This is a genomic window from Pseudomonas sp. S3(2024) (genome assembly GCF_036861315.1).
In the GTDB taxonomy this organism is placed as follows: domain Bacteria; phylum Pseudomonadota; class Gammaproteobacteria; order Pseudomonadales; family Pseudomonadaceae; genus Aquipseudomonas; species Aquipseudomonas putida_A.
On the sequence record NZ_JAZAQQ010000008.1, the window covers coordinates 194,157 to 219,497 of the forward strand.

Below are 25,341 nucleotides of genomic sequence, written 5' to 3' on the forward strand. Positions count from 1 at the left end.
CCCACAGTAGGTCGCATTCTGTCAGGAGGAATGCAATTCACTGTGGGAGCGGGCTTGCTCGCGAAGGCGATCTAACCGGCGACACGATGCTCAAGGGCTGTACCCAGCAAGGTCTGCTCAAGATGATCCAGGTGTTGATTCATCAGTCGCTCAGCCATGGACATATCCCCAGACGCGACCGCCTCGACAATCGCCAGATGCTCCTGCCACGCGCAGCAACCGGGCGTCGATCCATCACACCGCGCAATCGCCAGCGACGTCAACGGCACCAGACTGCCAAGAAAATGCGCCAACGGTGCATTCCCCGCCATTTGTGCCAACTGCAGATGAAACTCGCCGGACAAACGAATCGCCGCCGCACGCCGTTCCTGTGTCACGGCCAGACGTTCGCGTTCGACCAGCGTGCGCAAGCGTTTCAAACCCTCCGCTGAGGCATTCTGACAAGCCAGACGCGCCAGCGTCGCTTCGGTCAGGCGCCGGGCGTGCAGGGTTTGCCGGGTCTGCTCGGCATCCGGTGCGGCCACCCGTGGCCGATGGTTGGCGCGCAGCACAATCACCTGCTCATGGGACAACTGCGTCAGCACCCGGCGCACATCGGCGCGGCTGACGCCAAACATCTGCTTGAGACTGTCTTCGGTGAAGCGGCTGGCCGGGTCGATTCGCCGGTCCAGAATCGCGTCGAACAGCCGCGGGTACAGATCGTCTGCCGACGCCTGCAGGCGGGAGAAGTGCAGGGGGGCCGACATCTGACGAGTGTGCGGCGACGTGGCAAGGCTGTTCATGGCCGGTCTCCAGTGTGAATCAATCAGTGGCTGAGGTTGTCATCCGGAATGTTCAATTCAACGCCCATCCGTTGGCCTTCGCGCAGAATGTGCCGACGCATTTCGGCGCTGGCCTGAGCGCTGTTCTTGCTGCGGATTGCGCGCACCACCGCTTCGTTTTCTTCCAGGCGTTCGGCCAGATGCTCAGGCGAATTGCGCAGCACTTCGGCGCTTTGCTTGAGGGCATTGCTCGTTTGCTGCACCACACTCTGGAAAATCGGGTTCGAGGTCAGGGTGAACAGCTCTTCGTGGAAGGCGATGTAGGCGCTGACCCCGGCTTCGCTGTCGCCCGCTTCGAGGGCTTCGCGCATGTCCATCAACGTCAGGCGCAATTGCCCGACTTCCTTGCTGCTGATCGACTGCGCGACCAGACCGACGATGAAAGGCTCAAGGGTGTAGCGCAGTTGCAGCACGTCTTCGAGGCTGGCGCCGGCCACCGCGCTGTCGTGGCTCTGGCTGTCGCTGAGTTGGGCGTCGAGCACCACCACGCCTTTGCCCGGCATCGAGCGCACCAGGCCAAGGGTTTCCAGGACGATCACTGCTTCGCGCAGGCTTGGGCGGCTGATGCCCAGTTGTTCGGCCAGTTCGCGCTGACCCGGCAGCATGTCGCCGGAGCGCCACTGACCGCGGGCGAGGGCGGCGCGCAGTTTTTCTACGACTGAGTTGACGACGGTTGATGTGGTGATCACTTGTCTTGCTCCGTGAGCCCGTTGGGGCTGCCGCAAACAGGATCAAAAGATCGCAGCCTGCGGCAGCTCCTGCGGGGTTGAAAATCAGAACTCTTGCTGGTGTGCCGGAGTTCCGGTTTTACGCGGTTGAAAGGTGTAGCCCTGCTGACCGCTGAGTACTTTGTTGGCGCGTTGCACATCGATGTCCTTTTCCCAACGGGCGATGGCCACGGTGGCGACGCAGTTGCCGATCAGGTTGGTCAGTGCCCGGCCGATGCCCATGAACCAGTCCACCGCCAGTACCAGCACCAGACCCACGACCGGAATCGCCGGGATCGCCGTCAGCGTCGCCGCGAGAATCACCAGCGCCGAGCCGGGAATGCCGTGGGCGCCCTTGGAAGTGATCAGCGACACCAGCAGAATCGTCAGCAGATCGGTCATCGCCAGTGGCGTGCCGGTGGCGTTGGCAATGAACACGATGGCCAGGGTCAGGTAGATCGAGAAACCGTCGAGGTTGAACGAATAGCCGGTGGGAATCACCAGCCCGACCGTCGAGCTGCCAATCCCCAGGTGTTCAAGTTTGCGCATGATCTGTGGCAGCACGGCGTCGGAAGAAGCGGTGCCCATGACGATCAGCAATTCTTCGCGCAGGTATTTGAGCAGGGGCCACAGACGCAGGCCCGAGGCGCGCATTACCACGCCGAGGATCACGCTGACGAACGCCATGCAGGTCAGGTAAAACAAGCCCACCAGACTGCCCAGGTGTTGCAGCGAATCGAGGCCGTACTTGCTGGTGGTGAAGGCGATGGCGCCGAACACGCCGATCGGCGCCAGACGCACGATCATGCCCATGATCCGGAAAATCACATGGCTCAGCTCGTTGATCAGCCGTGAGATCCCGGAAGCCGCTTCGCCCACCAGATTCAGCGCGCTGCCGAACAGCACCGAAAACAGCAGCACTTGCAGGATGTTGTTATCGGCGAAAGCGCCGAGCACCGAAGTCGGGATCAGATCCATCAGGAACTGAGTGGTGGTGTGCATGTGCTGGCCGCGTTCGGCGATGTCGCCCATGTCGGCGGCGGACAACTGCTCCAGATGGATATTCGCGCCACTGCCGATGCCGGTGCTGAAGGCGAATACCAGACCGATCACCAGGGCGATGGTGGTCAGCACTTCAAAGTAGATCACCGACTTGAGGCCGATGCGTCCGACCTTCTTCAGATCGCCCGCGCCGCTGATGCCGCTGACCACCACGCAGAACACGATCAGGCCGATAAGCATCTTGATCAGTTTGATGAAGCCGTCACCCAGTGGTTTGAGCTGAGCGGAATATTCGGGAAGGGTCAGCCCGCAGACGATGCCGAGCACCAGTCCGAGAACCACTTGGAGGAAGATTGAACGCGAGCACCATCTGAGCATGGGAGGAATCCTGGTCGGTGTCCTGGCTGCCGTGCGCCTTTGGGCGCATCAGATTCAGAACTTAATTATTGTGGTCTTACCGGTATGTCCAGTGCGGGTGCAGTCTAGGCGCGGATTTTTGCGGATCGCAAGTGAAAATTGATGAATTGGCATGACCGGTCTGACCAGTTGTGCGATGAGTCCCATTCTTGAGCGGTTCAGGCGTTTGAAAAAATGTGGGCACAAAAAAACCGGCCAATCACTGGGCCGGTTTTTCATGCTGCAGATTTAACGTCGCGATTACGCGCCGTACACCGGCAGTTTCTTGCAGATGGCTTTGACTTTCTCACGAACGGCGTCGATCACCGCTTCGTTGTTCAGGTCAGCCAGGATGTCGCAGATCCAGCCGGCCAGCTCTTTGCACTCAGCCTCTTTGAAGCCGCGAGTGGTCACAGCCGGGGTACCGAAACGCAGACCGGAGGTCACGAACGGCGAGCGAGGATCGTTTGGCACGGAGTTCTTGTTCACGGTAATGAACGCTTTGCCCAGCGCGGCGTCGGCGTCTTTACCGGAGATGTCCTGCTTGATCAGCGACAGCAGGAACAGGTGGTTCTTGGTACCGCCGGACACTACGTCGAAACCGCGCTCGATGAACACTTCGGCCATGGCTTGGGCGTTCTTCACCACTTGTTCCTGGTAAGCCTTGAACTCAGGCTGCAGCGCTTCCTTGAAGCAGATCGCTTTAGCGGCGATCACGTGCTCCAGCGGGCCACCCTGGGCGCCCGGGAATACCGCGGAGTTCAGCTTCTTCTCGATCTCGGCGTTGGCGCGCGCCAGGATCAGACCGCCACGAGGACCGCGCAGGGTCTTGTGCGTGGTGGTGGTGACCACGTCAGCGAATGGCACCGGGTTCGGGTAGACGCCAGCGGCGACCAGACCGGCCACGTGAGCCATGTCGACGAACAGGTAGGCACCGACTTTGTCAGCGATGGCGCGGAAGCGTGGGAAGTCGAGGATCTGCGAGTAGGCAGAGAAACCGGCCACGATCATTTTCGGCTTGTGCTCGACCGCCAGACGCTCGACTTCGTCGTAGTCGATCAGGCCGTTGGCGTCGATGCCGTACTGCACGGCGTTGTACAGCTTGCCGGAGGAGGAAACGCTGGCACCGTGAGTCAGGTGACCACCGTGGGCCAGGCTCATGCCCAGGATGGTGTCGCCACCTTGCAGCAGGGCCAGGTAAACAGCGGCGTTGGCTTGGGAACCGGCGTGCGGCTGAACGTTGGCGTAATCGGCGCCGAACAGCTCTTTGGCACGGTCGATGGCCAGTTGCTCAACAACGTCGACGTACTCGCAACCACCGTAGTAGCGCTTGCCCGGGTAGCCTTCGGCGTACTTGTTGGTCAGTACCGAGCCTTGAGCTTCCATCACCGCAGGGCTGGTGTAGTTTTCCGAAGCGATCAGCTCAATGTGCTCTTCCTGGCGCTGAGCTTCTTGCTCCATGGCGGCAAAGAGATCGGCGTCGTACTTGGCAATAGTCAAATCACGGCTGAACATGGCGGTCCTCAAGGATCGGGGGCAGAAAAGGGGGGCATTCTAACCCAATGGGTTTTGGATGGCATATGAAACGACATCATGTCGCAGACAAGTGGCGTTCATGCCAGATGTGCGGTGCTTTTGCTGGCTCCACAATGGCCGCGTTTCAACCGGAGAATACTGATCCACGGCAAGTCCCTGTGGCAGCCAGCCTGCTGGGGATGGCTGCACCGCAGATTTTTCCGGCGTCTGTACCGGCCCTTTCGCGAGCAAGCCCGCTCCCACAGGGATGTGCATTCCAATGTGGGAGCGGGCTTGCTCGCGAAGGCGTCATTGGTGGTGCCGCAAAAAATCAGTCGAACATGAACAGCGCGTCATTGCTGAACTGCGCTTCAAACCGGCTCGCCGGCATCGGCCGTCCGAACAGATAGCCCTGAACCTCATCGCAGCCATGTTCGCGCAGGAAGTCCAGTTGCTCATGGGTTTCCACGCCTTCGGCGATTACCGCCAGATTGAGGCTGTGGGCCATGGCGATGATTGCGCGAGCGATCTGCGCATCCTGTTCGCCGGACGGCAGGCCGTCGACGAAGGTACGGTCGATCTTCAGCACGTCGATCGGGAATTGCTTGAGGTAGTTCAGCGACGAATAACCGGTGCCGAAGTCGTCGACCGCAATGCTCAGGCCCAGGTTTTTCAGCCCGGCCAGAATCTGCATTGCTTCGCTGACTTCGCGCATCAGGATACTTTCGGTCAGCTCCAGCTCCAGACACGCCGGTGGTAACCCTGTTTCGCGCAGGATCGTGGCGATGCGCGTACCGAGCTGGCCATCGGAGAACTGCCGCGCCGAAATGTTCACCGAGACCTTCGGCACGCGCACGCGGTTCTGGTGCCAGGTCTTGAGCTGGCGGCAGGCTTCGCTGATCACCCAGTCGCCAACGTCCACTACCAGACCGAGCTCTTCCAGCACCGGAATGAAATCCCCCGGCGGCACCAGTCCACGACGCGGATGACGCCAGCGTAGCAGTGCCTCGGCGCCAGTCAGGCGTTTGCCGTCGCCGCTGAATTGCGGCTGGTAGTACAGGACAAATTCGTTCTGCTCCAGCGCATGACGCAGGTCGCTTTCCAGCTCCAGACGTTCCAGCGCACTGGCGTTCATGTCGGCCTGATAGAACTGGAAGTTGTTCTTGCCGCGCTCCTTGGCGTGGTACATCGCGGTGTCGGCGTTCTTCATCAACTGGCTGAGCTCGTTGCCGTCCTGCGGGCTCAGGGCGATGCCGATACTGGCGGTGACGAAGAATTCGCGACCTTCCAGCACGAACGGACGCACCAGGCTGGCGAGAATCTGCTCGGCCACATGAATCGCCCGGTTCAGCGCCATTTCGCGGCTGGAGCGGTGCTGCAGGAGCAAGGTGAACTCGTCACCGCCCATGCGCGCCACGGTGTCGTCATCGTCGACGCAGGCCAGCAACCGCGTGGCCATGTCTTTCAACATGCGGTCGCCAGCCGCGTGGCCGAGGGAGTCGTTGATCGGCTTGAAGCGGTCGAGGTCGAGGAACATCAGCACCACCCACGACTTCTGCCGTTCGGCCGATTGCAGCGCGGTGTGCAGTCGGTCCTGGAACAGCGTGCGGTTCGGCAGGTGGGTCAGGGCGTCGTAGTAAGCGAGACGATGGATGCGTTGTTCGCTGGCTTTGCGCTCACTGATGTCGCTGAAAAAGCACACGTAACTGGCCAGATCGCCTTCATCGTCGAGTACCGCCGTGATGCCGACCCACGCCGGGTAATGCTCGCCGTTACGGCGCTTGAGCCAGACTTCGCCTTCCCAGGTGCTGTGCTGGTGCAATTGCTTGAGCACGTAGCGCAGGTGCGCGTCCTGTTGCTCATCGACGGTGAGCATGTTCGGCAACTGATCGAGCACCTCCGACACCGCGTAACCGCTGACCCGGCTGAAGGCTTCGTTGGCCTGCACGATGTAACCGGCGGGGTCGGTGATCAGAATCGCCGAGGTCGAGTGCTCGAATACGGTGGCGGCCATGCGCAAGTCTTTCTCGGCGCGGCGCTGCTGGCTGATGTCGCGACCGACGCCGAGCACGCCTTCGAACGCGCCGTGTTCATCCCACACCAGCACCAGCCGCAGTTCGATCGGGATCTTGTGGCCGTCGGCGCGCAGGCAGTCGAACAGGAACATCTGCGTCTGTACCTGGCTTCGCAGTTGCGCGAGTTGCTCAGGCTTGTCGAGCGCTTTGCTGACCCGATCCATCAAGGTGTAGATGCCGGATAGCTGTTGCGGGTTGGCGATCGTCGATTGCCAGCCGTTCTGGAAAATCCACTCGGCGTCGTAGCCGAGTACCGCTTGCACCGACGGGCTCACGTAGTTCAGCGACAGCTTGCTGTCAGTGGAGAAAATCACGTCGCTGATGCTTTCGGCGAGCATCCGGTAGCGCTGCTCGCTGTCGCGCAACGATTCGCTGGCCTCGATCTGCTCGGTGATGTCCTTGGCCACGCCAATGATTCGCGTGACCTGATCATGCTTGTCGCGGGCCAGCGCCTGCTCACGAATATCGAAGCGCCGCCATTTGCCGTCGCGATGGCGGAAGCGCAATTGGCACTGCAACAGCTGGCTGTACCCGGCGTGCCGCTGCATCTGCCGCGAGCGGTGGTAATAGTCGGCGTCCTCCGGGTGCAGGAGGATTTCCCAGAAGTACTCGCCCATCTGGTGCAGCTCGGAGCGGTTGTAACCGAGGGTCTGGCCGAGGTGGTGGTTGCTGAAAATCATCCGCTGGCTGATCACGTCCTGCACATACAGATGATCCGGCACGGTGCGCACCACGTCCGACCAGAAACCTTCGCGCTCCAGCAGCGACAGTTCGATCAGCTTGCGGCTGGTGATGTCGTTGATGCTGAGGATCACCGCTTTATAGTCGTGCTGTTCCTCGGGCAGGCGCAGGACCATCCACAGGTGCTGATCGCGGCCGTTGATGTCCGGCAGTCTGATTTCCAGTTCCAGTTGATTCTGTTGCTGCAAAACTGCGTCGAGCACCTGGTTGCCGATGGCGCACTGGTTGTGCGGCTGACCGTCGATCAGCAACTGCCAGGCGTGCTCGCAGGAATTGACATTGAGCAGCTGCAGCGCGACCTGATTGACTTCGGTGACGCGCAGCTCTTGCAGCAGTTGCTGGCGCTGGGCCGGTTGGTCGAGCCAGGCCTTGAGCTGGTCGCTGGTCTGGATCTGTGCCTTGTCGAACACCTGCTTGAGGCCGGACAGATCGAGCACACACAACGCAACGCCAGTGCCTTCGAAGATGTCCTGATAACGTCGGCGACCTTCATGCAACTGGCGCTGGCGGCGACGCATGTTCAGCAGGGCGATCACCGGCAACATCGAGAACGCCAGACCCAGCAGGCATTTGCCGATGAACGCCGGCAGCAGTTCTTCGAGCACGCGCTGGCGATCGAACAGCCCGCGCAACTGCCAGTCGCTGCTGCTCAGTGGCACGGTCAGCACGGTGTTGGCCATGTCGTCCGGGCTCAGCACCCCGGGCCGGGCGGAGGATAGCGCTTCGTCGCGGCTGATGATCTGATGGTTGAGGCGGTTTTCCACCAGCCACAACGGGCGGATGCCGGTTTCGCCCAGCTTGGTCAGCGAGTCGAAGAAGGTCGGGGTCAGGCGCAATACCCAGTAGCCGCGCGTGCTGCCGCTGGCCTGATGCAACAACAGATGCACCACCGAGCCGTCGTCGGCGTTACTGAAGTAATGCGCCTGGGCGCGGCTGCGGCGCACCAGTTCAGCGAGGTAATCGGCGTCGTGGCTGTCGCTGGCGCTGTCGTTGAGGATTTTCCCGGACGGGCTGAGCAGGGCCAGACTGCGCAGGTCCGGGAGCGATTGTTGGAGCTTGCGCAGCAGCGCCTGCTGTTCGTCGGACGACTGCGGCTGTTCGACGATCGGTAGCAGGTTGAGGGCGATTTGCGCATTCAGCGACATGTTCAGGCTGACCTGCGAGGCGAGGTCGGCGGTGTAGTCGATGGTGTACTGGCGCTGGTTTTTCTGGGTCTCGCGCAATTGATCGAGCAGTTGCCAGAACAGCAGGGCCAGCAGCAAAAGTACCAGCGTCGCCAATGCACCCTTCAATGTTCCGCGCAGGGGCGAGCCGGTCCCCGGATTGGACGCGCTCACAGAAGCTGGCGGGGTAACGTTGGACAAGCTGAAATCCTGCGGTTTGGCTGGACTGGCGCGACGTGCACTATAAGCCGGACGCCCGAAGGGCGGCTAGCATGCCTTGAGTTGTGGCGAAGTGCCAGCCCCGCTCGGCTGGACTGCCACCGGTCATTAAGGTAGCTTTGCCGGTTACGCGGGAGCGTTCCAGCTCCTAGAATCAGACTTTTTTCCGCGCGCACGCATTGATGACCATCAAGTGAACGACGCGCATCGGTCTGGCCGGGCATCGCCTGCGCTCCAATCATTCATCTGTCACTGACCCAAGGTTCTCCATGGCTCAATACGTCTTCACCATGCATCGGCTGGGCAAAGTTGTTCCGCCGAAGCGGGAAATCCTGAAAAACATTTCGCTGTCGTTCTTCCCCGGCGCCAAGATCGGCGTGCTCGGCCTCAACGGTTCGGGTAAATCCACGTTGCTGAAAATCATGGCCGGCGTCGATACCGAGTTCGAGGGCGAAGCCCGTCCGATGCCGGACCTGAACATCGGTTATCTGCCGCAAGAGCCACAACTTGATCCGACCAAGACCGTGCGTGAAGTGGTCGAGGAAGCCGTCAGCGTGATCAAGGATGCGCAAGCGCGTCTGGACGAGGTCTACGCCGCTTACGCTGACCCGGATGCCGACTTCGACAAGCTGGCTGCCGAACAGGCCAAGCTCGAAGCGATCCTGCAGGCCAGCGATGGTCACAACCTGGAGCGTCAACTGGAAGTCGCGGCCGACGCCCTGCGTCTGCCGGCCTGGGACGCCAAAGTCGAACACCTGTCCGGTGGTGAAAAACGTCGTGTGGCCCTGTGCCGTCTGCTGCTGTCCGCTCCGGACATGCTGCTGCTCGACGAACCGACCAACCACCTGGACGCTGATTCGGTGGCGTGGCTGGAGCACTTCCTGCACGACTTCCCGGGCACCGTGGTCGCGATCACGCACGACCGTTACTTCCTCGACAACGTCGCTGGCTGGATTCTGGAACTCGACCGCGGCGCGGGCATTCCGTACGAAGGCAACTACTCGGGTTGGCTCGAAGCCAAGTCCGATCGTCTGGCGGCCGAATCCAAGCAGCAGTCGGCTCACGAAAAAGCCATGAAGGAAGAACTGGAGTGGGTGCGCAAAGGCGCCAAGGCCCGCCAGTCGAAATCCAAGGCTCGTCTGCAACGCTTCGAAGAAATGCAGTCGCAGGAATTCCAGAAGCGTTCGGAAACCAACGAGATCTACATCCCGGCCGGTCCGCGTCTGGGCGACAAGGTCATCGAGTTCAAGAACGTCACCAAGGGTTACGGCGATCGCGTGCTGATCGACAACCTGTCGTTCTCCATGCCGAAGGGCGCCATTGTCGGCGTGATCGGTGGTAACGGTGCCGGTAAGTCGACCCTGTTCCGCATGCTGATGGGCAAGGAAACTCCGGATTCCGGCACCATCGAAGTCGGCGAAACCGTGCAACTGGCCTGCGTTGACCAGAGCCGCGAAGACCTCGACGGCAGCAAGACCGTGTTCCAGCAGATCTCCGACGGTTCCGACCAGATCCGCATCGGCAACTACGAGATTCCGTCGCGCACTTACGTCGGTCGCTTCAACTTCAAGGGCGGCGACCAGCAGAAGTTCGTCAAGGACCTGTCCGGTGGTGAGCGCGGTCGTCTGCACCTGGCGCTGACCCTGAAGGAGGGTGGCAACGTCCTGCTGCTCGACGAACCGTCCAACGACCTCGACGTTGAAACCCTGCGTTCGCTGGAAGAAGCCCTGCTGGACTTCCCGGGCGCCGCCATTGTGATCTCTCACGATCGCTGGTTCCTGGACCGCGTCGCGACCCACATCCTGGCGTACGAAGACGACTCGCAAGCGGTGTTCTTCGAAGGTAACTACACCGAGTACGAAGCCGACCGCAAAAAGCGCCTCGGCGAAGCGGCGGCCCACCCACATCGGGTACGCCACAAGAAACTGGCCTGATTCGGGTTGGTTGCATGAAAAAGCGGAGCCTTCGGGCTCCGTTTTTTTTGCCTGGGTTTTCAGGACCAGCGAGTCGCGCCCTTCGCGAGCAGGCTCGCTCCCATATTTGAAATGCAGTCCCCCTGTGGGAGCGAGCCTGCTCGCGAAAGCGGTGTAATTGCTGGTGCAACTTTCAGACTGGTTCTCACCATTCAGGTGCAATATCAGTCCAAAAAGCCCTCTGATTTACATCCTGTGCACCATTTAATTTCATAACTGCGACATTTTGCGCTGTTCCTGTGCGCAAATCGTTTGTTACAGTCCGGCTCAATCGCTTCCAACGACAATAAATTTGCCGAGACTTTTCCCATGATCGAATCCGTCGAATCCTTCCTCGCCCGCCTGAAAAAACGCGACCCGGATCAACCCGAATTCCACCAGGCCGTCGAAGAAGTCCTGCGCAGTCTGTGGCCGTTTCTCGAAGCCAATCCGCGTTACCTGACCTCAGGCATTCTGGAGCGCATCTGCGAGCCGGAGCGCGCAGTGGTGTTCCGCGTGTCGTGGGTCGACGATCAGGGCAAGGTCCAGGTCAATCGCGGTTTCCGCATTCAGATGAACAGCGCGATCGGCCCGTACAAGGGCGGCTTGCGCTTCCATCCTTCGGTGAACCTGGGCGTGCTGAAGTTTCTCGCCTTCGAACAGACCTTCAAGAACTCCCTGACCTCGTTGCCCATGGGCGGCGGCAAGGGCGGTTCGGACTTCGATCCTAAGGGCAAGAGCGACGCCGAAGTCATGCGTTTCTGCCAGGCGTTCATGAGCGAGCTGTACCGCCACATCGGCGCGGACGTTGACGTGCCGGCCGGTGACATCGGTGTCGGTGCGCGGGAGATCGGTTTCCTGTTCGGTCAGTACAAACGCCTTAGCAACCAGTTCACCAGCGTGTTGACCGGCAAGGGCATGACCTACGGCGGCAGCCTGATTCGCCCGGAAGCCACCGGTTTCGGTTGCGTGTACTTCGCCGAAGAAATGCTCAAGCGCCGCGGGCAGACCGTCGAAGGCAAGCGCGTGGCGATCTCTGGTTCCGGCAACGTCGCGCAGTACGCGGCGCGCAAGGTCATGGACCTGGGCGGCAAGGTGATTTCGCTGTCCGACTCCGAAGGCACGTTGTACTGCGAATCGGGCCTGAGCGAAGAACAGTGGCAGGCGTTGCTGGAACTGAAAAACGTCAAACGCGGACGCATCAGCGAATTGGCCACGGCGTTCGGTCTGGAATTCCGTGCCGGTCAGTTGCCGTGGTCGCTGCCGTGCGACATCGCGCTGCCCTGCGCAACGCAGAACGAACTCGACGCCGAATCTGCTCGTACGCTGCTGCGCAACGGCTGCGTGTGTGTGGCCGAGGGCGCAAACATGCCGACCACGCTTGCGGCTGTGGATATCTTCATCGAGGCCGGCATTCTGTTCGCCCCGGGCAAGGCGTCGAACGCCGGCGGGGTCGCGGTCAGCGGGCTGGAGATGTCGCAGAACGCCATGCGCCTGCTGTGGACGGCGGGTGAGGTGGACAGCAAGCTGCACGCGATTATGCAGTCGATCCACCACGCCTGCGTGCATTACGGCGAAGAGAACGGACGGATCAATTACGTCAAAGGCGCGAACATCGCCGGCTTCGTCAAAGTCGCGGATGCGATGCTCGCGCAGGGCGTGGTTTAAGCCGGTTCGATGCGAATCACTTCAATCACCTGATCGCCAGCGGGTCGCTGCCACAGCACTTCGTCATTGAGCCGGGCACCGAGCAATGCCCGGCCCAGCGGCGAAGCCCAGTTGATCAGGCCCTGGCTGGCGTCGGCCTGATCTTCGCCGACCAGTTGCACCCGACTTTCGGTGTCGTGTTCGTCGGCGTAGGTCACCCAACTGCCGATCTGCACTTTATCGGTCGAGATCGCCGGGGCCGCGACCTGTGCGCTGGCGAGGCGTTGGTTGAAGTAGCGCAAATCTCTTTCGAGATCGGCTTGGCGCTGCTTGTCGGCCTGCTCTCCCTTGGCCGATTGTTCGGCGTGCAAGGCTTGCAATTCGGCGACTTTGGCCTGCAACTGCACCAATCCTTGGGGGGTGACGTAATTGGGCTGCGCACTGACCTGCCGTTCGACGGGCTGATCGGCTTGCGCAGCGGCGTTATCTTCGTTGACGAAAGCGCGGCTCATGCTGTCCTCCTCTGCAAAGAGTTTGGGCCATGGTCGCCGGCATTTGGTTTCACTGGATGTCTGGAAGCGACCTATTGCGAGCGATAAGCCCGCCCGGCGTCCTGATCTTTCTGCTGCTGCCAGGCGCGCTCGCGTTCGTCCCAGTGCTCGTTGCGATACTCTTCGCGATCCTTGTTTTCCAGCATTGCCTGGCACTGGCGGAAGCCGTCGGTCCAGCCTTCGGCGTATTGCTTGTCCTTGAGATAGCGCGGCACGTTCTTGCGAAACTCGCCACTGATCGAGCCGGCGGCTTGCCGGCCACTGACGCAGCCATCGTCAAAACCGTCGGCGAAGGCCGGTGGATAACCTTTGGCGATCAAGTCTTCGTGGGTGGTCTGGCAACCCCCGAGCAACAGCAAAACACCCAGCAATCCCGCACACCGCCACATCGCACTCTCCCGCGCCGATTCTCGGCTGATAGGGAAAGTCTAGAAGCGGATTCGTCGGGCGTTGGTGAAAGACATGTAAGTAATTCGTTGAACACTGGAGATCCCTGTGGGAGCGGGCTTGCTCGCGAAAGCGGTGGGTCAGTCGAGATTTGAATCGCCTGACACGACGCCTTCGCGAGCAAGCCCGCTCCCACAGGGGGTATTGATTAGGCTTCAGATCAGTAGTGGTACCACTTCACCTCAAGCATCACTTCGGTTTCCGGTGTCGCCACATGACTGAACTCACGCTGCGCACTCAGGCGCAAACCGAGGTTGCGCGACAATTCCCACTGCTGGTTCAGGCTCAGGCTGCGGCGTACTTCGCCGTTGGTGAAATAGTCGCCCTTGGCCTCGACGCTCATATTGCCCAACGGGTTTTTCCACAGCACGCCGGTGTTGAAGCCAGCGGCCGGCGTGACGAATCCGGCGAAGTCATTGTTGTGTTCGATGCGTACGGTGCCGAGGGCAAAGCCGAGCGTATCTTCGCCCAACTGCCAGGTGCCGCCACCACCACCGTTGACGTGGCTGACCAGGTTTTCGTCATCGTGTTTGCCCGGTACGCGCTCAAGGCCACCGGTGACTTGCCATGACAGTGGCTGCAGCAGTTCATTGCGCGGGGTGAGCGAGCGAATGGTCGCCAGGTCCAGTTGCTGGAACTGCCACTGGTTGCCTTCGTACTGGCGCAGCTTCATCTGCAGGATTTCGATTTGCGCGCCAAGGGGGAAGCTTTCGGCGTTGTCGTTGAGATCGTGATAGGCCATGCGCAAACCGTACTCACCGAATGCCCGATCACCGCGAGTGCCGATGCCAGCCTGCCAGGTGCGTGATTCGTGGCCGTCTTCGGGCAGGCCCGGTTGTGGAATCTGCAACTCCGGCGCCGGGTTCTTGTTGATCGCCCGCAGCAGTTCGAAGCTGCGCTGTGCACGTTGCGCATCACGTTCCTGCCCGTTGGCGCGGTAACGCTCCAGACGATAGGCGGCATCGATGATCAGCGCCTGACGATCCCGGGGCAGGGCCTTGAAGGTCGGCTCCTGCAACACTTGTTGATCGGCGCTGACCTTCAGCACCCATTGCTGTTCTTCCTTATTCAACGGCTCGGCGCGGCTGAGCAGTTCACGCTCGCGGGACGGGCGATATTCGATGCTTTCCACCAGCCCGGCTTCTTTCACCGCTTTGACCGTATCGGTAGGGATGGCGGTCAGCGGGAATTGCTCGGTCAGGCGCAGGCTCGGACGTGCCACTTGCAGCAGTTCGAGTAGGCGATAGGAGCAGTTTTCGTCGAAGAAGAAATAGTCGAACTGGATCTGCTTCAGCTCCCACACATGCTCGACCATGCGCGCGGTTTCTGCTTGGGTCAGGTTCAGCCGGTATTCCCACAGATCGCGGTTTTCCAGGCTGCGGTACTCGGAGAGTTTTTCCTGGTACGGCACCAGCGCGAACAGCCCCGGGTAGCCACCCATCAAGCCCTTCCAGGCGTAGAGGATGCTGTTGTCCGAGCCTTCGATGTAGGCGCCGAAGTTGATCGCGTAACTCAGCAGCGAAGTCTTGTCGCTTTGCACGTCAGCCTGGTCGATGCGCAGCAGGGTGTGGCCGAACATCGACGACGGGCTGTTGAGGTAGGCCGCCGGGAAGATCATCACCGCGCTGTGCGGCGAGACGTCCTTGAACCACTTCTTGAATTCGGCGCAATCGGGGGCGGGCAGATCGCTGAGATTGAGCTGCGCTTTCAGCCAGCGCGTACGCGCCGGGTAGACGCATTGCGCGTGTTGCTCGCCGAGACTGGCCGGGGCGTACAGCGCCTGCACGGTGGCGGCCAGCTCATGGTCGGGGTGTTCGTTGCCATCGGGCGCAAGAAAGAATTTCCTGTCGCTGACATAGCTGCGCCAGCCGCCGAGCTTGGCGGTTTCGTAATGACCGAGGGAAATCCAGAAGCGGTCGTTGGCCAGTTGCTGCAAACGTTGAGGGTCGATGTGAGGCGCGGCGGACAGCGGGGCGCAGACACAGAGCGCCAGCCAGGCAAGGCGTTTGAGCATAAGTGGCAACTTAAGTCGAAAGAAAGACAAAGACCCCAAGCATTAATGTCGACCAGTCAAACCCGCACCAACCCTGTGGCGAGGGAGCTTGCTCCCGCTGGGGCGCGCAGCGGCCCCGCTTTGAAAACCGGGAGCGCTGCGCACTCCAGCGGGAGCAAGCTCCCTCGCCACAGAGTTCAGCGCATGTCACAACTGACCTGCATCGCTCAAAAAGGGTGGGCCATAAAAAAACAAAACCCGCTTCCCGAAAGAAGCGGGTGGGGTCGAGCTTAAGCCTGAGTTGCGTACTTGGCCAGACGTGGGTCCGACTTCAGCACGGCCAGGGTGTTGGTATGCACGTCTTCTGCGGTCACGTCAGCCTTGCTGAAGATCTGCTGGAAGTGCTCGTGAGTGACAGCAGCGAAGTGCGCACGGTCTTCCGGCGCCACGCCCAGTACCACGGCGTAGGTCGTCAGCGCTTCGCCGTTGCCCTTGGCCATGTCTTCGGACAGCTCGTTCATCATGCCATTCATGGCGAACCAGGATTTACCGCCGTAGGTCAGCGACGCGTTGGTCGAGCAACCGTTGGTGCCGGAAGTCATACCGAACGTAGCGTTACCGGAGGTGCCGTTAGTGGTGGATGCCAGGAAGTGTGCCGGGGTGCCACGCTGACCTTCGAACAACATGTTGCCCCAACCGCAATCCGGGCCACCCGGGGCTTGCGCCATGGCGTTGATGGAAACAGCGGTGAAGAGAGTACCGAGAAGAATCCGTTTCATAGCTTTGTTCTCTTTGTGTGCATACCAATGGACAGGGTTCTGACACCTGACGGTGCCAGTGGGCCAGTATTCGTTCCAGCCGCGCAGTTTGGAGTTTAGGCACGTTCCTGGGGTTCCGTGAGTTTTTACAAAAGATTTGGCGATAACCCCGATTTGCCGGGGGGCGGGGCAGGGTCACCCGGTTGTCTATGCTTTGTCGTGTGGCGCGCCTTGCCAGTGGGGCACGGGCAGCGCCAGAATGCCGCTATCCGCCCCGCCTGATTGTTAAGGAAGCCCGATGCCTGATCCTGTTGCTGCCAGCCTGCGTATAGCGCCCGAAGCGCTGACTCGTCCGTTTTCCGCTGAACAGTTCAGCTTCACTACCACCAATGATCTGGAGCCCTTTCGCGGTGTGCTCGGCCAGGAACGTGCGGTCGAAGCCTTGCAGTTCGGTGTGGCGATGCCACGCCCCGGTTACAACGTCTTTGTCATGGGCGAGCCCGGCACTGGCCGCTTCTCGTTCGTCAAACGCTACCTGAAGGCCGAAGGCAAGCGCCTGCAGACCCCGGCGGACTGGGTCTACGTCAATAATTTCGATGAGCCGCGCGAGCCCCGCGCGCTGGAATTGCCTTCTGGCACGGCGGCTTCGTTCATCGGTGACATCAACGGCCTGATCGATAACCTGCTGGCAACCTTTCCGGCCGTGTTTGAACACCCGTCCTACCAGCAGAAGAAAAGCGCCATCGACCGCGCCTTCAACCAGCGCTACGACAAGGCCCTCGATATCATCGAGCGGCTGGCGCTGGAGAAGGACGTCGCCCTGTACCGCGACAGCAGCAATATCGCCTTCACGCCGATGCTTGAAGGCAAGGCGCTGGATGAAGCGGAATTCGCCCAATTGCCGGAAGCCGAGCGCGAACGGTTTCACGAAGACATCTCCGGCCTCGAAGAGCGTCTGAACGAAGAACTCGCCAGCCTGCCGCAGTGGAAGCGTGAGTCGAACAATCAACTGCGTCAGCTCAACGAGGAAACCATCACCCTGGCCTTGCAGCCGTTGCTCTCGCCGTTGTCCGAGAAGTACGCGGAGAACGCTGCGGTCTGCGGTTACCTGCAAGCGATGCAGGTGTACTTGCTGAAAACCGTGGTCGAGCAACTGGTCGACGACAGCAAGACCGACGCCGTGGCGCGCAAGCTGCTGGAAGAGCAATACGCGCCGAGCCTGGTGGTCGGTCATCCGGCCAGCGGCGGGGCGCCGGTGGTGTTCGAGCCGCACCCGACTTACGAAAACCTGTTCGGCCGCATCGAGTACACCACCGATCAGGGCGCGCTTTACACCACTTACCGGCAGTTGCGCCCAGGTGCTTTGCATCGGGCCAATGGCGGTTTTTTGATCCTTGAAGCGGAAAAAATGCTCAGCGAGCCGTTCGTGTGGGACGCGCTGAAACGCGCCCTGCAATCGCGCAAGCTGAAAATGGAATCGCCGCTGGGCGAGATGGGCCGTTTCGCCACGGTGACCCTCAACCCGCAACACATTCCGTTGCAGGTCAAAGTCATCATCATCGGCGCGCGGCAGTTGTATTACACGCTGCAGGACCTCGATCCGGACTTCCAGGAGATGTTCCGCGTGCTGGTCGACTTCGACGAAGACATCCCGATGGTCGACGAAAGTCTGGAGCAGTTCGCCCAGTTGCTGAAAACCCGTACTTCGGAGGAAGGCATGGCGCCGCTGACCGCCGATGCGGTGGCGCGTCTGGCGACCTACAGCGCACGGCTGGCCGAGCATCAGGGGCGTTTGTCGGCGCGGATCGGCGATCTGTTCCAACTGGTCAGTGAAGCGGATTTCATTCGTCATCTGGCCGGTGATGAAATGACCGATGCCGGGCACATCGAGCGGGCGCTGAAAGCCAAGGCCACTCGTACCGGTCGGGTTTCGGCGCGGATTCTCGACGACATGCTCGCCGGGATCATCCTGATCGACACCGACGGCGCGGCGGTCGGCAAGTGCAACGGGCTGACTGTGCTCGAAGTGGGTGATTCGGCGTTCGGTGTGCCGGCGCGGATTTCCGCCACGGTGTACCCGGGCGGCAGCGGTATCGTCGACATCGAGCGCGAGGTCAACCTCGGTCAGCCGATCCACTCCAAGGGCGTGATGATCCTCACCGGGTATCTGGGCAGCCGTTACGCCCAGGAGTTCCCGCTGGCGATTTCCGCGAGCATTGCGCTGGAGCAATCCTACGGTTACGTCGATGGCGACAGTGCGTCGCTGGGCGAGGCTTGCACGCTGATTTCGGCGCTGTCGAAAACTCCGCTCAAGCAGTGCTTTGCGATCACCGGTTCGATCAACCAGTTCGGCGAAGTGCAGGCAGTCGGCGGGGTCAACGAGAAGATCGAAGGTTTCTTCCGCCTCTGCGAAGCCCGCGGGCTGACCGGCGAGCAGGGCGCGATCATTCCGCAGGCCAACGTCGCCACGCTGATGCTCGACGAGAAGGTGCTGGCGGCGGTGCGCGCCGGGCAGTTCCACGTGTATGCCGTGCGTCAGGCTGACGAAGCGCTGAGCCTGTTGGTTGGCGAGCCGGCCGGTGAGCCGGATGCTGACGGTCAGTTCCCTGAAGGCAGCGTCAATGCGCGCGTGGTCGAGCGTCTGCGGGTGATTGCCGAGATGATCAGTGAAGACGATCTGAAAGAGGCGGAAAAGGAACTGGCGCAGGAGGCACTAGCCGAAGCCAAACCAGCCTGACCGCAAACGCGGTAAAAACTGTGGGAGGGGGCTTGCTCCCGAAGGCGGTGTACCAATCGACACATTAGTTGATTGAGACACCGCCTTCGGGAGCAAGCCCCCTCCCACAGTTGTTTTCCCAGATTGATTTTTGTGGTGATCTTCGGGAAAAGTGCCACTACTCTGACGTCAGAATTCACACAATGACCATTCGGCGCCTTCTGGTTCTATCCGGCTTGCGCGGCGGACTTTTCTTCTATTCTCTGCTCAAGGACATCGACAGTATCACTGGATCGAAACAGCCTTCGCGTGAAGGCTGAATACAGGCTTTACCGAGGGTCGCCGCCATGTCGCGCAACCTCTGCCTCACCCGTCAATGCCTAGGTCTTGTGACCCGCATCGAATGCGCCATCAAACCGCTGGCCGGCGATAACGGCATGTGGACCTTGCTCTTCGCTGCCGGCATGGCCGGCGAACAACCCTCCGCCATCAAGGCCCAGGGCCCGTTTCACGGGCCGGTCGCCGCCGAGTCGATTCTCGACACTATTGTGGAAAGCCTGACGATGCACGGCTACGAGCTGGCCGACGATCCGCAGATCTGGAGCCTGCACCTGCAGGCACAGTTGCGCCAGATCAATGGCGGGCGTGGGCGTACGGTCGGCGTGTTCGACCACTAGGCGCAATCATGGCGCGGTGTCGGACTGCTGCGCCTTGTCGAGTTTGACCTCAAAGCCGTATTGCACGGTATTGAGCTCGGTCCGCTGATAGGTCTCCACGTGCGTTGGACGACCATAGAAGTAATGCACGCCGAACAGCGCCGGGCCATCCGCACTCGCGTCATGACTGACCGAGAGAATCTGTTTCAGGTAGTTGCCGCTGTCGTCCTTGACGAAGAATCGCCAGGCGTTGGCCGGAAACAGTTTCAGGTCCACCACCAAGGTGTTGTTCTTGATCTCCAGGCCTTTGGGCAGGGATTTGGCGTCGTAGGCTTTTTTCTCCACGCTGGCGAGAAACAGCGGCATCGACCCCACGGCAATCGCCGGGGTTTCCGGGAACAGGTTCAAATCGTAAGTAATGGTCGCTTGCAGCGGATCGACCTGATACGCCTCGGGCGGCAGTTCGATCGGCTCATCGAGTTTGCCGCTGCGTTTCTCGGTGAAGAACGTCACGGGACTCTCGCCGGGGCTGAAATCATCACCGAGCAATTCATCGTTGAAGGTTCGCCGGTGAGAGAACTCGATGCGTGCAGCGCTCGGATCCTCCACGGACTGATGGATGCGGATACCGGCCTTCAACGCTTCCTCGGTGAGGCTTGCGCCCTTGAGCCAGTTCGGCGCCAGATCGTCATAGACGACCACCGCCGGGTCCAGCGGTTGGATGGCTTTTTCGGTGGTGTGCTGGCTGAAAGTGCGCACTGGCAGATCCAGTGTTTTGCGGGTCACGGTTGCCGATGAGAAATCCAGCACGCTGACTTCGAGGGTGTCGATGGGGCCGTTGAAGTAGACCTTGTTGTAGCGGCGCGGATGCTGCTGCTCGAAGGTCTGCTGTTCGTCCTCGAGCTGTTTTTCCAACGCCTCGCTCCAGGTTTTCTGCTGTTGCAGATGCGCCAGTTGTTTCTCGTAGAAAGCGACTTGTGCCGGGCTCTCATTGATTGAGCCGGCGCGCACCAGGTATTGCCCGTTGGTGTCACGGGCCTGAACGATGACTGGATTGAGCTGCGCACCCTCGACCTCAGGGGCCAATGGCAGGCTGTTGCTGAATTCGACTTCGGCGTAGTTCTTTTCAAGCTTCAGCAGAGTGACGCTGAGGTTGTCATCGGTGCGGGTCTGGCCGACGTCCTTCTGGCTCAGGTTGAAGCTGAACAGGCGGCGCGGTGCGATGACTTCGACTTTGCCTTGCAGGCTCACCGGTTGTGGCTGGCTCTTCTTGTCCACGTCCAGCCCTTCGATGAACGGGTAGGTCACGGTCAGGTCATCGGGGTTGTTGACGTTGGAGCTGGACGGGCTCAACTGAATGCCGGGATCGGTTTCCGACCACTCCGGCTGATAGGCGATCACGCGCTTGTTGCTCAGGGTCACCGACTGCCATTCCACGCCGTGCGGGAATAGAAAGCCGCCGGGAATGTTCAGGTTGAACGGGAATACCGGTTGCAGGTCGGTAAGGTAATCGGAGCTGGCGTCCTTGTGCAGCACGAACAGTCCGTTGATAAAGGTATCGACCAGCGCCTGCGGCGAAGGGTAGTGCTTGAGGATGCCGAGGGTGTCTTCGCCGTAGACGGTTTTCAGCGGGGCGCTGTCGAGCTTGAGCTGCGCGCGTTCGAGCAGCAGCAGCGAACCACCGAGTTCGGTCACGGCATCCTTAAGTTTCGGGTCGGTAATGGCGTCCAGTGAGTGTTCGAAGGTTGCCGTCTTCGCGTCGAGGCTGACCGAGGGCTTTTTCTCATCGCCGGGTGAGCAGCCACCCAGCAGCAGAACGAGGCAAATTCCGGCAGTCGTCAACGGTAATCGCACATGCATTTCCAGTCGTCCTGTCCACTTTCGCTAGGCGGTCAATGGTTTGGACAGTAGCAGAAAAAAATTCACACACACACGCAGGTTGCGGTGATGGGAGGTGCGAGCCGGGCGGTTTCTGGCGGTCACGGGCGGCTGGTATACTCGCCGCCGATTTCAATCCTTATTGTGTGAGAGTCAATGGAACGCTTTATCGAAAATGCAATGTACGCCACGCGCTGGCTGCTGGCGCCGATCTATATCGGGCTGTCCCTCGGGCTGCTGGCGCTGGCATTGAAATTCTTCCAGGAAGTGTTTCATGTCATTCCCAACGTGTTTTCCATGGCCGAATCGGATCTGATTCTGGTGCTGCTGTCGCTGATTGACATGGCGCTGGTGGGCGGCTTGTTGGTGATGGTGATGATTTCCGGCTACGAGAACTTCGTGTCCGAGCTGAACATCGACGAAGGCAAAGAGAAGCTCAGCTGGCTGGGCACCATGGACTCCTCGTCGCTGAAGATGAAAGTGGCGGCGTCGATCGTGGCGATTTCCTCGATCCACCTGCTGCGGATCTTCATGGATGCCAAGAACGTCGATCCCGAGCACCTGATGTGGTACGTGATCATCCACATGACCTTCGTGATTTCGGCGTTCGCGATGGGTTACCTGGACAAGCTCACCAAGCACTGATCATTGTTTGATCGCTGCAAAAACACCGCCCGTCTGTTGCGAAACAGACGGGCGGTGTCGTTTGTGGCTTGTGCTTTGGTGCGCGCGGGCATATCCCTGTAAGGGTCCTGGCTCGCCACCGCACGAGGTGCGTTCATGAACCTGCAAGAGTTGAATGCGTTTGCCATCGCCAGAAAGGTCGATGAGCTGAACCTGATCTCCATGGAGGGCGGGATTTATCTGCTCGAAGCGCGGATGCACGGGGCGGCGTATCCGCTGAGTGATCTCAAGGGCGAGATGCTGCAGCTGCGCTCGGTGGAGCATGCGCGGGATTTGCTGCATAACTTTCCGGTGCTGCCGTTCAACCTTGTACACACCTCGGTGCACGACGAAATGTGCGGCCTGGGCGGCAGCGTCGATGAAAGCCTGAAAGTGCCACTGGCCTGGCGTTCGGCCCTATAGGCCTTGCGCCCCATCGCCGGGCATCTGTGCTAGTCTGCTCGCCCTTTTGGTTCCGGGCGCGCCGGGACGCGCTGTGCACGCACGGCAAGTCTGATGGCCGTCCGCACAGCGGAGCAGTGTCATGTCCGAAGTAAATCTGTCCACCGACGAAACCCGCGTCAGCTACGGTATTGGCCGTCAGCTGGGTGACCAGCTGCGCGACAACCCGCCACCGGGTGTCAGCCTGGACGCCATCCTGGCCGGTCTGACCGACGCATTCGCCGGCAAGCCAAGCCGTGTCGATCAGGAAGCCATGTCCGCCAGCTTCAAGGTTATCCGCGAGATCATGCAAGCCGAAGCCGCTGCCAAGGCTGAAGCCGCCGCCGGTGAAGGCCGTGCTTTCCTGGCTGAAAACGCCAAGAAAGAAGGCATCACTACTCTGGCTTCCGGTCTGCAATTCGAAGTGCTGACCCAGGGCGAAGGCGCCAAGCCATCCCGTGAAGACACCGTGCGTACTCACTACCACGGCATGCTGATCGACGGCACTGTGTTCGACAGCTCCTACGATCGTGGCCAGCCAGCAGAATTCCCGGTTGGCGGCGTGATTGCTGGCTGGACCGAAGCTCTGCAACTGATGAATGCCGGCAGCAAATGGCGCTTGTACGTGCCGAGCGAACTGGCTTACGGCGCTCAAGGCGTCGGCAGCATCCCGCCGCACAGCGTTCTGGTATTCGACGTCGAGCTGCTGGACGTTCTGTAATGCCTGGCCTGTCCCGGTGACAGGTCAATAATGTGGGAGCGGGCTTGCTCGCGAAGGCGTCCTTTCAGGCAATCATTCGTTGCCTGACACAGCGCTTTCGCCAGCAGGCTGGCTCCCACAGTTTTTTCCGCGCTACTCATATTTCGATCTTGTGATGCAGCTCATTGGTCGGGCGCAAGGCCCGGGCATAGCAGAACAGGAACAGATTGCGCACCAGCTCCTTGAGCACCAGCGGTTCGCTGGAATTCAGGCTGCTGACGTCCAGATCACCCTGATCCTGCAGCTCATGCAGGGCTTCTTCTTCCAGTACCGCACAGACTTCGCCGGTTTCCCGATGCAGGATCCTGAGGTACGGGTGTGGGCGATCCAGCCAGGCGTCGATCAAATAAGTCATGGGTCTCATCTCCTTGAAAGGTTTCAATGAGAATAATTCTTATTCGTCAAATAGCAAGTGCCTATTGGCGGAATGCGGCTTTTTCCGGGTAAAGATTGCGTAAGGTCAAAACGGCTGGCGTCTGGCTATTACGCGAGAACGCGGAAGGGAAAAGCGGGGAGGGCGATTCACCATCCCGCGGCGGGCGCGGGATGGATGACAGCAGGATCAGACCTTTCTGACGAACTCGGACTTGAGCTTCATCGGGCCGATGCCGTCGATCTTGCAGTCGATGTCGTGGTCGCCGTCGCACAGGCGGATATTCTTGACCTTGGTGCCGACCTTGACCACCAGCGAGGTGCCCTTGACCTTCAGGTCCTTGATCACGGTGATGGTGTCGCCGTCCTGCAGCACGTTGCCGACCGAATCTTTCTTCACGGCATCATCGGATGCCACTTCGGCTTCGCCGTTGGCCGACCACTCGTGGGCGCACTCAGGGCAGATCAGTTGGGCACCGTCTTCGTAGGTGTATTCGGAATTGCATTTCGGGCAGGGTGGCAACGTGCTCACTAAGGCTCCTTGATAGGGGATCGCTAAAAGTCGCACATTGTATAGGGTTTTACGCGCAGGAGGGCATAGCGCAGAAACAACTGTGGGAGCGGGCTTGCTCGCGAATGCGGTATGTCATTGAACATTAATGTTGAATGACAGGTTGCTTTCGCGAGCAAGCCCGCTCCCACAGAAGGCAGATCAGTGCGTGCGGGCGACCGCAAATTCGCTCAGTTCCACCAGTGCATCGCGGTATTCGCTGGCCGGCAGCGCGTCGAGGCACTTGATCGCACGGGCTACGTAGTCGCGGGCCAGTTGCGCGGTGTACTCCAGCGAACCCGAGGCTTCCACGGCGATGCGGATGCTTTCGAGGTCTTCGATCCCGCCTTTCTGGATCGCCTGACGTACCAGAGCAGCTTGCTCCGGCGTACCTTCGCGCATGGTGTAGATCAGCGGCAGGGTCGGCTTGCCTTCGGCCAGATCGTCACCGACGTTCTTGCCCAGAGTCTCGGCATCGCCCTTGTAGTCCAGCAGGTCGTCGACCAGCTGGAACGCCACGCCGAGGTGATCACCGAAGGTGCGCAGGGCTTCGCTCTGCTCGGCGGTGGCACCGGCCAGTGCGGCGGCGCTGTGGGTCGAGGCTTCGAAAAGCATCGCGGTCTTGCCGCGGATGACTTCCATGTAGGTTTCTTCGGTGGTGCTGGCGTCGCGTACCTTGGACAGTTGCAACACTTCGCCTTCGGCGATGATGCGCGTGGCCTGGGACAGGATCTTCATCACCGGCATCGAACCCAGTTCGACCATCATTTCGAACGAGCGCGAGTACAGGAAGTCGCCGACCAGCACGCTCGGGGCGTTGCCCCACATGGCGTTGGCGGTCGAGCGGCCACGGCGCATGCCGGACATGTCGACCACGTCGTCATGCAGCAGGGTCGCGGTGTGCAGGAATTCGATGGTGGCGGCCAGCAGGCGCATGTCGTCGCCTTCGCGACCCAGGGCCTTGCCGCACAGCAGCACCAATAAAGGACGCAGGCGTTTGCCGCCGGCCGAGGTGATGTAATCGCCGATTTTCGATACCAGCGGCACTCGGGAAGTCAGCTGCTTCTTGATGATGCCGTCGACGGCGTTAAAATCGTCCGCCACCGCGCGGTAGAAAGCTTGGGGTTGCATCAGCGACAGTTGCTCCAGAAGGGTTGCGCGGCATGCTAGGACCCACACCGGGGCCTGTCAAGGCGCGATGGACGGCCACTTGCGTGACTCTCGCGGCTTGCGTACAATCGCGCACCCTGAACTTCCTGGGCAGCACCTGCCTTACGCAATTGCACTTGGGCCGTTCCAGCCCCATGCAGCCATGCCA

20 protein-coding genes are annotated in these 25,341 nt (G+C 60.4%); 7 read left to right on the top strand and 13 right to left on the bottom strand.

The genetic code is table 11. The features are described 5' to 3' along the window. Positions 1 to 71: 71 nt before the first annotated feature. From VLA07_RS20770 to VLA07_RS20790, 5 genes are all read right to left on the bottom strand, one after another. Complete coding sequence (locus VLA07_RS20770) at positions 72 to 782, bottom strand: GntR family transcriptional regulator (RefSeq protein ID WP_247269236.1); 711 nt, start codon at positions 780 to 782, stop codon at positions 72 to 74. Positions 783 to 805: 23 nt separating this feature from the next. Further along, the gene (locus VLA07_RS20775; protein WP_027612834.1) at positions 806 to 1,510 is read right to left on the bottom strand and encodes a FadR/GntR family transcriptional regulator; all 705 of its coding nucleotides are present in this window, start codon (positions 1,508 to 1,510) and stop codon (positions 806 to 808) included. Between the two features lie 84 nt (positions 1,511 to 1,594). Beyond that, a complete protein-coding gene (locus VLA07_RS20780) occupies positions 1,595 to 2,908 on the bottom strand; it encodes a C4-dicarboxylate transporter DctA (RefSeq protein WP_007963773.1) in 1,314 nt (437 codons plus the stop codon). 279 nt (positions 2,909 to 3,187) lie between these two features. After that, the gene (gene glyA / locus VLA07_RS20785; protein WP_003228394.1) at positions 3,188 to 4,441 is read right to left on the bottom strand and encodes a serine hydroxymethyltransferase; all 1,254 of its coding nucleotides are present in this window, start codon (positions 4,439 to 4,441) and stop codon (positions 3,188 to 3,190) included. 331 nt (positions 4,442 to 4,772) lie between these two features. Further along, positions 4,773 to 8,621, bottom strand: coding sequence for a sensor domain-containing protein (locus VLA07_RS20790; RefSeq protein WP_333991091.1), 3,849 nt, complete (start codon positions 8,619 to 8,621; stop codon positions 4,773 to 4,775). Between the two features lie 287 nt (positions 8,622 to 8,908). Between VLA07_RS20790 and ettA the strand changes: the two genes are divergently transcribed. Continuing rightward, on the top strand, positions 8,909 to 10,573 hold the full coding sequence (gene ettA / locus VLA07_RS20795; RefSeq protein WP_333991094.1) for an energy-dependent translational throttle protein EttA: 1,665 nt from the start codon (positions 8,909 to 8,911) through the stop codon (positions 10,571 to 10,573). 348 nt (positions 10,574 to 10,921) lie between these two features. Further along, positions 10,922 to 12,259: an NADP-specific glutamate dehydrogenase gene (gene gdhA / locus VLA07_RS20800; RefSeq protein ID WP_210558634.1), complete on the top strand. Its 1,338-nt coding sequence runs from the start codon at positions 10,922 to 10,924 to the stop codon at positions 12,257 to 12,259. Here the strand turns inward: gdhA and VLA07_RS20805 are convergent. From VLA07_RS20805 to VLA07_RS20820, 4 genes are all read right to left on the bottom strand, one after another. Continuing rightward, positions 12,256 to 12,750 carry a GreA/GreB family elongation factor gene (locus VLA07_RS20805; protein WP_027612831.1) on the bottom strand — a complete coding sequence of 165 codons (495 nt, stop codon included), beginning with the start codon at positions 12,748 to 12,750 and terminating at the stop codon, positions 12,256 to 12,258. The two genes, gdhA and VLA07_RS20805, sit on opposite strands and share 4 nt — an antisense overlap. A 71-nt stretch (positions 12,751 to 12,821) precedes the next feature. After that, positions 12,822 to 13,178 (bottom strand): hypothetical protein, encoded by a 357-nt coding sequence (locus tag VLA07_RS20810; protein ID WP_007963787.1) that lies wholly within the window; start codon positions 13,176 to 13,178, stop codon positions 12,822 to 12,824. 218 nt (positions 13,179 to 13,396) lie between these two features. Then, the gene (locus VLA07_RS20815; RefSeq protein ID WP_333991100.1) at positions 13,397 to 15,250 is read right to left on the bottom strand and encodes an Lnb N-terminal periplasmic domain-containing protein; all 1,854 of its coding nucleotides are present in this window, start codon (positions 15,248 to 15,250) and stop codon (positions 13,397 to 13,399) included. A 269-nt stretch (positions 15,251 to 15,519) separates the two neighbouring features. After that, a complete protein-coding gene (locus VLA07_RS20820) occupies positions 15,520 to 16,008 on the bottom strand; it encodes a DUF3015 domain-containing protein (protein WP_007909797.1) in 489 nt (162 codons plus the stop codon). A 277-nt stretch (positions 16,009 to 16,285) separates the two neighbouring features. Here VLA07_RS20820 and VLA07_RS20825 point away from each other — a divergent pair, with 277 nt between their 5' ends. Continuing rightward, on the top strand, positions 16,286 to 18,724 hold the full coding sequence (locus VLA07_RS20825; RefSeq protein ID WP_027612829.1) for a Lon protease family protein: 2,439 nt from the start codon (positions 16,286 to 16,288) through the stop codon (positions 18,722 to 18,724). Positions 18,725 to 19,050: 326 nt separating this feature from the next. Beyond that, complete coding sequence (locus VLA07_RS20830) at positions 19,051 to 19,380, top strand: PA4575 family protein (protein ID WP_007963794.1); 330 nt, start codon at positions 19,051 to 19,053, stop codon at positions 19,378 to 19,380. Between the two features lie 6 nt (positions 19,381 to 19,386). Here the strand turns inward: VLA07_RS20830 and VLA07_RS20835 are convergent, their stop codons facing one another. Then, positions 19,387 to 21,219, bottom strand: a complete 1,833-nt coding sequence (locus VLA07_RS20835) for a hypothetical protein (RefSeq protein ID WP_333991104.1) — start codon at positions 21,217 to 21,219, stop codon at positions 19,387 to 19,389. A 174-nt stretch (positions 21,220 to 21,393) separates the two neighbouring features. Here VLA07_RS20835 and VLA07_RS20840 point away from each other — a divergent pair, with 174 nt between their 5' ends. The 3 genes from VLA07_RS20840 to VLA07_RS20850 all read left to right on the top strand — a co-directional run bounded on the left by VLA07_RS20840 (position 21,394) and on the right by VLA07_RS20850 (position 23,062). Further along, a complete protein-coding gene (locus tag VLA07_RS20840; protein WP_007963798.1) occupies positions 21,394 to 21,882 on the top strand; it encodes a TIGR00645 family protein in 489 nt (162 codons plus the stop codon). A gap of 135 nt (positions 21,883 to 22,017) precedes the next feature. Further along, positions 22,018 to 22,323 carry a DUF6482 family protein gene (locus tag VLA07_RS20845; protein ID WP_027612827.1) on the top strand — a complete coding sequence of 102 codons (306 nt, stop codon included), beginning with the start codon at positions 22,018 to 22,020 and terminating at the stop codon, positions 22,321 to 22,323. A gap of 121 nt (positions 22,324 to 22,444) precedes the next feature. Further along, positions 22,445 to 23,062, top strand: coding sequence for an FKBP-type peptidyl-prolyl cis-trans isomerase (locus tag VLA07_RS20850; RefSeq protein ID WP_003228367.1), 618 nt, complete (start codon positions 22,445 to 22,447; stop codon positions 23,060 to 23,062). A 136-nt stretch (positions 23,063 to 23,198) separates the two neighbouring features. On the opposite strand, the gene VLA07_RS20855 is transcribed toward VLA07_RS20850, so the two are convergent. From VLA07_RS20855 to VLA07_RS20865, 3 genes are all read right to left on the bottom strand, one after another. Beyond that, on the bottom strand, positions 23,199 to 23,456 hold the full coding sequence (locus VLA07_RS20855; RefSeq protein WP_003228365.1) for a PA4570 family protein: 258 nt from the start codon (positions 23,454 to 23,456) through the stop codon (positions 23,199 to 23,201). Positions 23,457 to 23,663: 207 nt separating this feature from the next. Further along, positions 23,664 to 24,005, bottom strand: coding sequence for a zinc ribbon domain-containing protein YjdM (locus VLA07_RS20860; RefSeq protein ID WP_003228364.1), 342 nt, complete (start codon positions 24,003 to 24,005; stop codon positions 23,664 to 23,666). A gap of 180 nt (positions 24,006 to 24,185) precedes the next feature. Continuing rightward, positions 24,186 to 25,154: a polyprenyl synthetase family protein gene (locus VLA07_RS20865; protein ID WP_003228362.1), complete on the bottom strand. Its 969-nt coding sequence runs from the start codon at positions 25,152 to 25,154 to the stop codon at positions 24,186 to 24,188. Between the last annotated feature and the right edge of the window lie 187 nt (positions 25,155 to 25,341).

Excerpts from the sequence above, each read along its gene's own strand:
- VLA07_RS20835 (WP_333991104.1), bottom strand. The coding sequence starts at position 21,219 with ATGCATGTGCGATTACCGTTGACGACTGCCGGAATTTGCCTCGTTCTG.
- gdhA (WP_210558634.1), top strand. The coding sequence starts at position 10,922 with ATGATCGAATCCGTCGAATCCTTCCTCGCCCGCCTGAAAAAACGCGAC.
- VLA07_RS20825 (WP_027612829.1), top strand. The coding sequence starts at position 16,286 with ATGCCTGATCCTGTTGCTGCCAGCCTGCGTATAGCGCCCGAAGCGCTG.
- VLA07_RS20855 (WP_003228365.1), bottom strand. The coding sequence starts at position 23,456 with ATGACTTATTTGATCGACGCCTGGCTGGATCGCCCACACCCGTACCTC.
- VLA07_RS20865 (WP_003228362.1), bottom strand. The coding sequence starts at position 25,154 with ATGCAACCCCAAGCTTTCTACCGCGCGGTGGCGGACGATTTTAACGCC.
- VLA07_RS20815 (WP_333991100.1), bottom strand. The coding sequence starts at position 15,250 with ATGCTCAAACGCCTTGCCTGGCTGGCGCTCTGTGTCTGCGCCCCGCTG.
- VLA07_RS20770 (WP_247269236.1), bottom strand. The coding sequence starts at position 782 with ATGAACAGCCTTGCCACGTCGCCGCACACTCGTCAGATGTCGGCCCCC.
- VLA07_RS20820 (WP_007909797.1), bottom strand. The coding sequence starts at position 16,008 with ATGAAACGGATTCTTCTCGGTACTCTCTTCACCGCTGTTTCCATCAAC.
- VLA07_RS20780 (WP_007963773.1), bottom strand. The coding sequence starts at position 2,908 with ATGCTCAGATGGTGCTCGCGTTCAATCTTCCTCCAAGTGGTTCTCGGA.
- VLA07_RS20845 (WP_027612827.1), top strand. The coding sequence starts at position 22,018 with ATGAACCTGCAAGAGTTGAATGCGTTTGCCATCGCCAGAAAGGTCGAT.
- VLA07_RS20830 (WP_007963794.1), top strand. The coding sequence starts at position 19,051 with ATGTCGCGCAACCTCTGCCTCACCCGTCAATGCCTAGGTCTTGTGACC.
- ettA (WP_333991094.1), top strand. The coding sequence starts at position 8,909 with ATGGCTCAATACGTCTTCACCATGCATCGGCTGGGCAAAGTTGTTCCG.
- VLA07_RS20805 (WP_027612831.1), bottom strand. The coding sequence starts at position 12,750 with ATGAGCCGCGCTTTCGTCAACGAAGATAACGCCGCTGCGCAAGCCGAT.
- VLA07_RS20850 (WP_003228367.1), top strand. The coding sequence starts at position 22,445 with ATGTCCGAAGTAAATCTGTCCACCGACGAAACCCGCGTCAGCTACGGT.
- VLA07_RS20840 (WP_007963798.1), top strand. The coding sequence starts at position 21,394 with ATGGAACGCTTTATCGAAAATGCAATGTACGCCACGCGCTGGCTGCTG.
- glyA (WP_003228394.1), bottom strand. The coding sequence starts at position 4,441 with ATGTTCAGCCGTGATTTGACTATTGCCAAGTACGACGCCGATCTCTTT.
- VLA07_RS20810 (WP_007963787.1), bottom strand. The coding sequence starts at position 13,178 with ATGTGGCGGTGTGCGGGATTGCTGGGTGTTTTGCTGTTGCTCGGGGGT.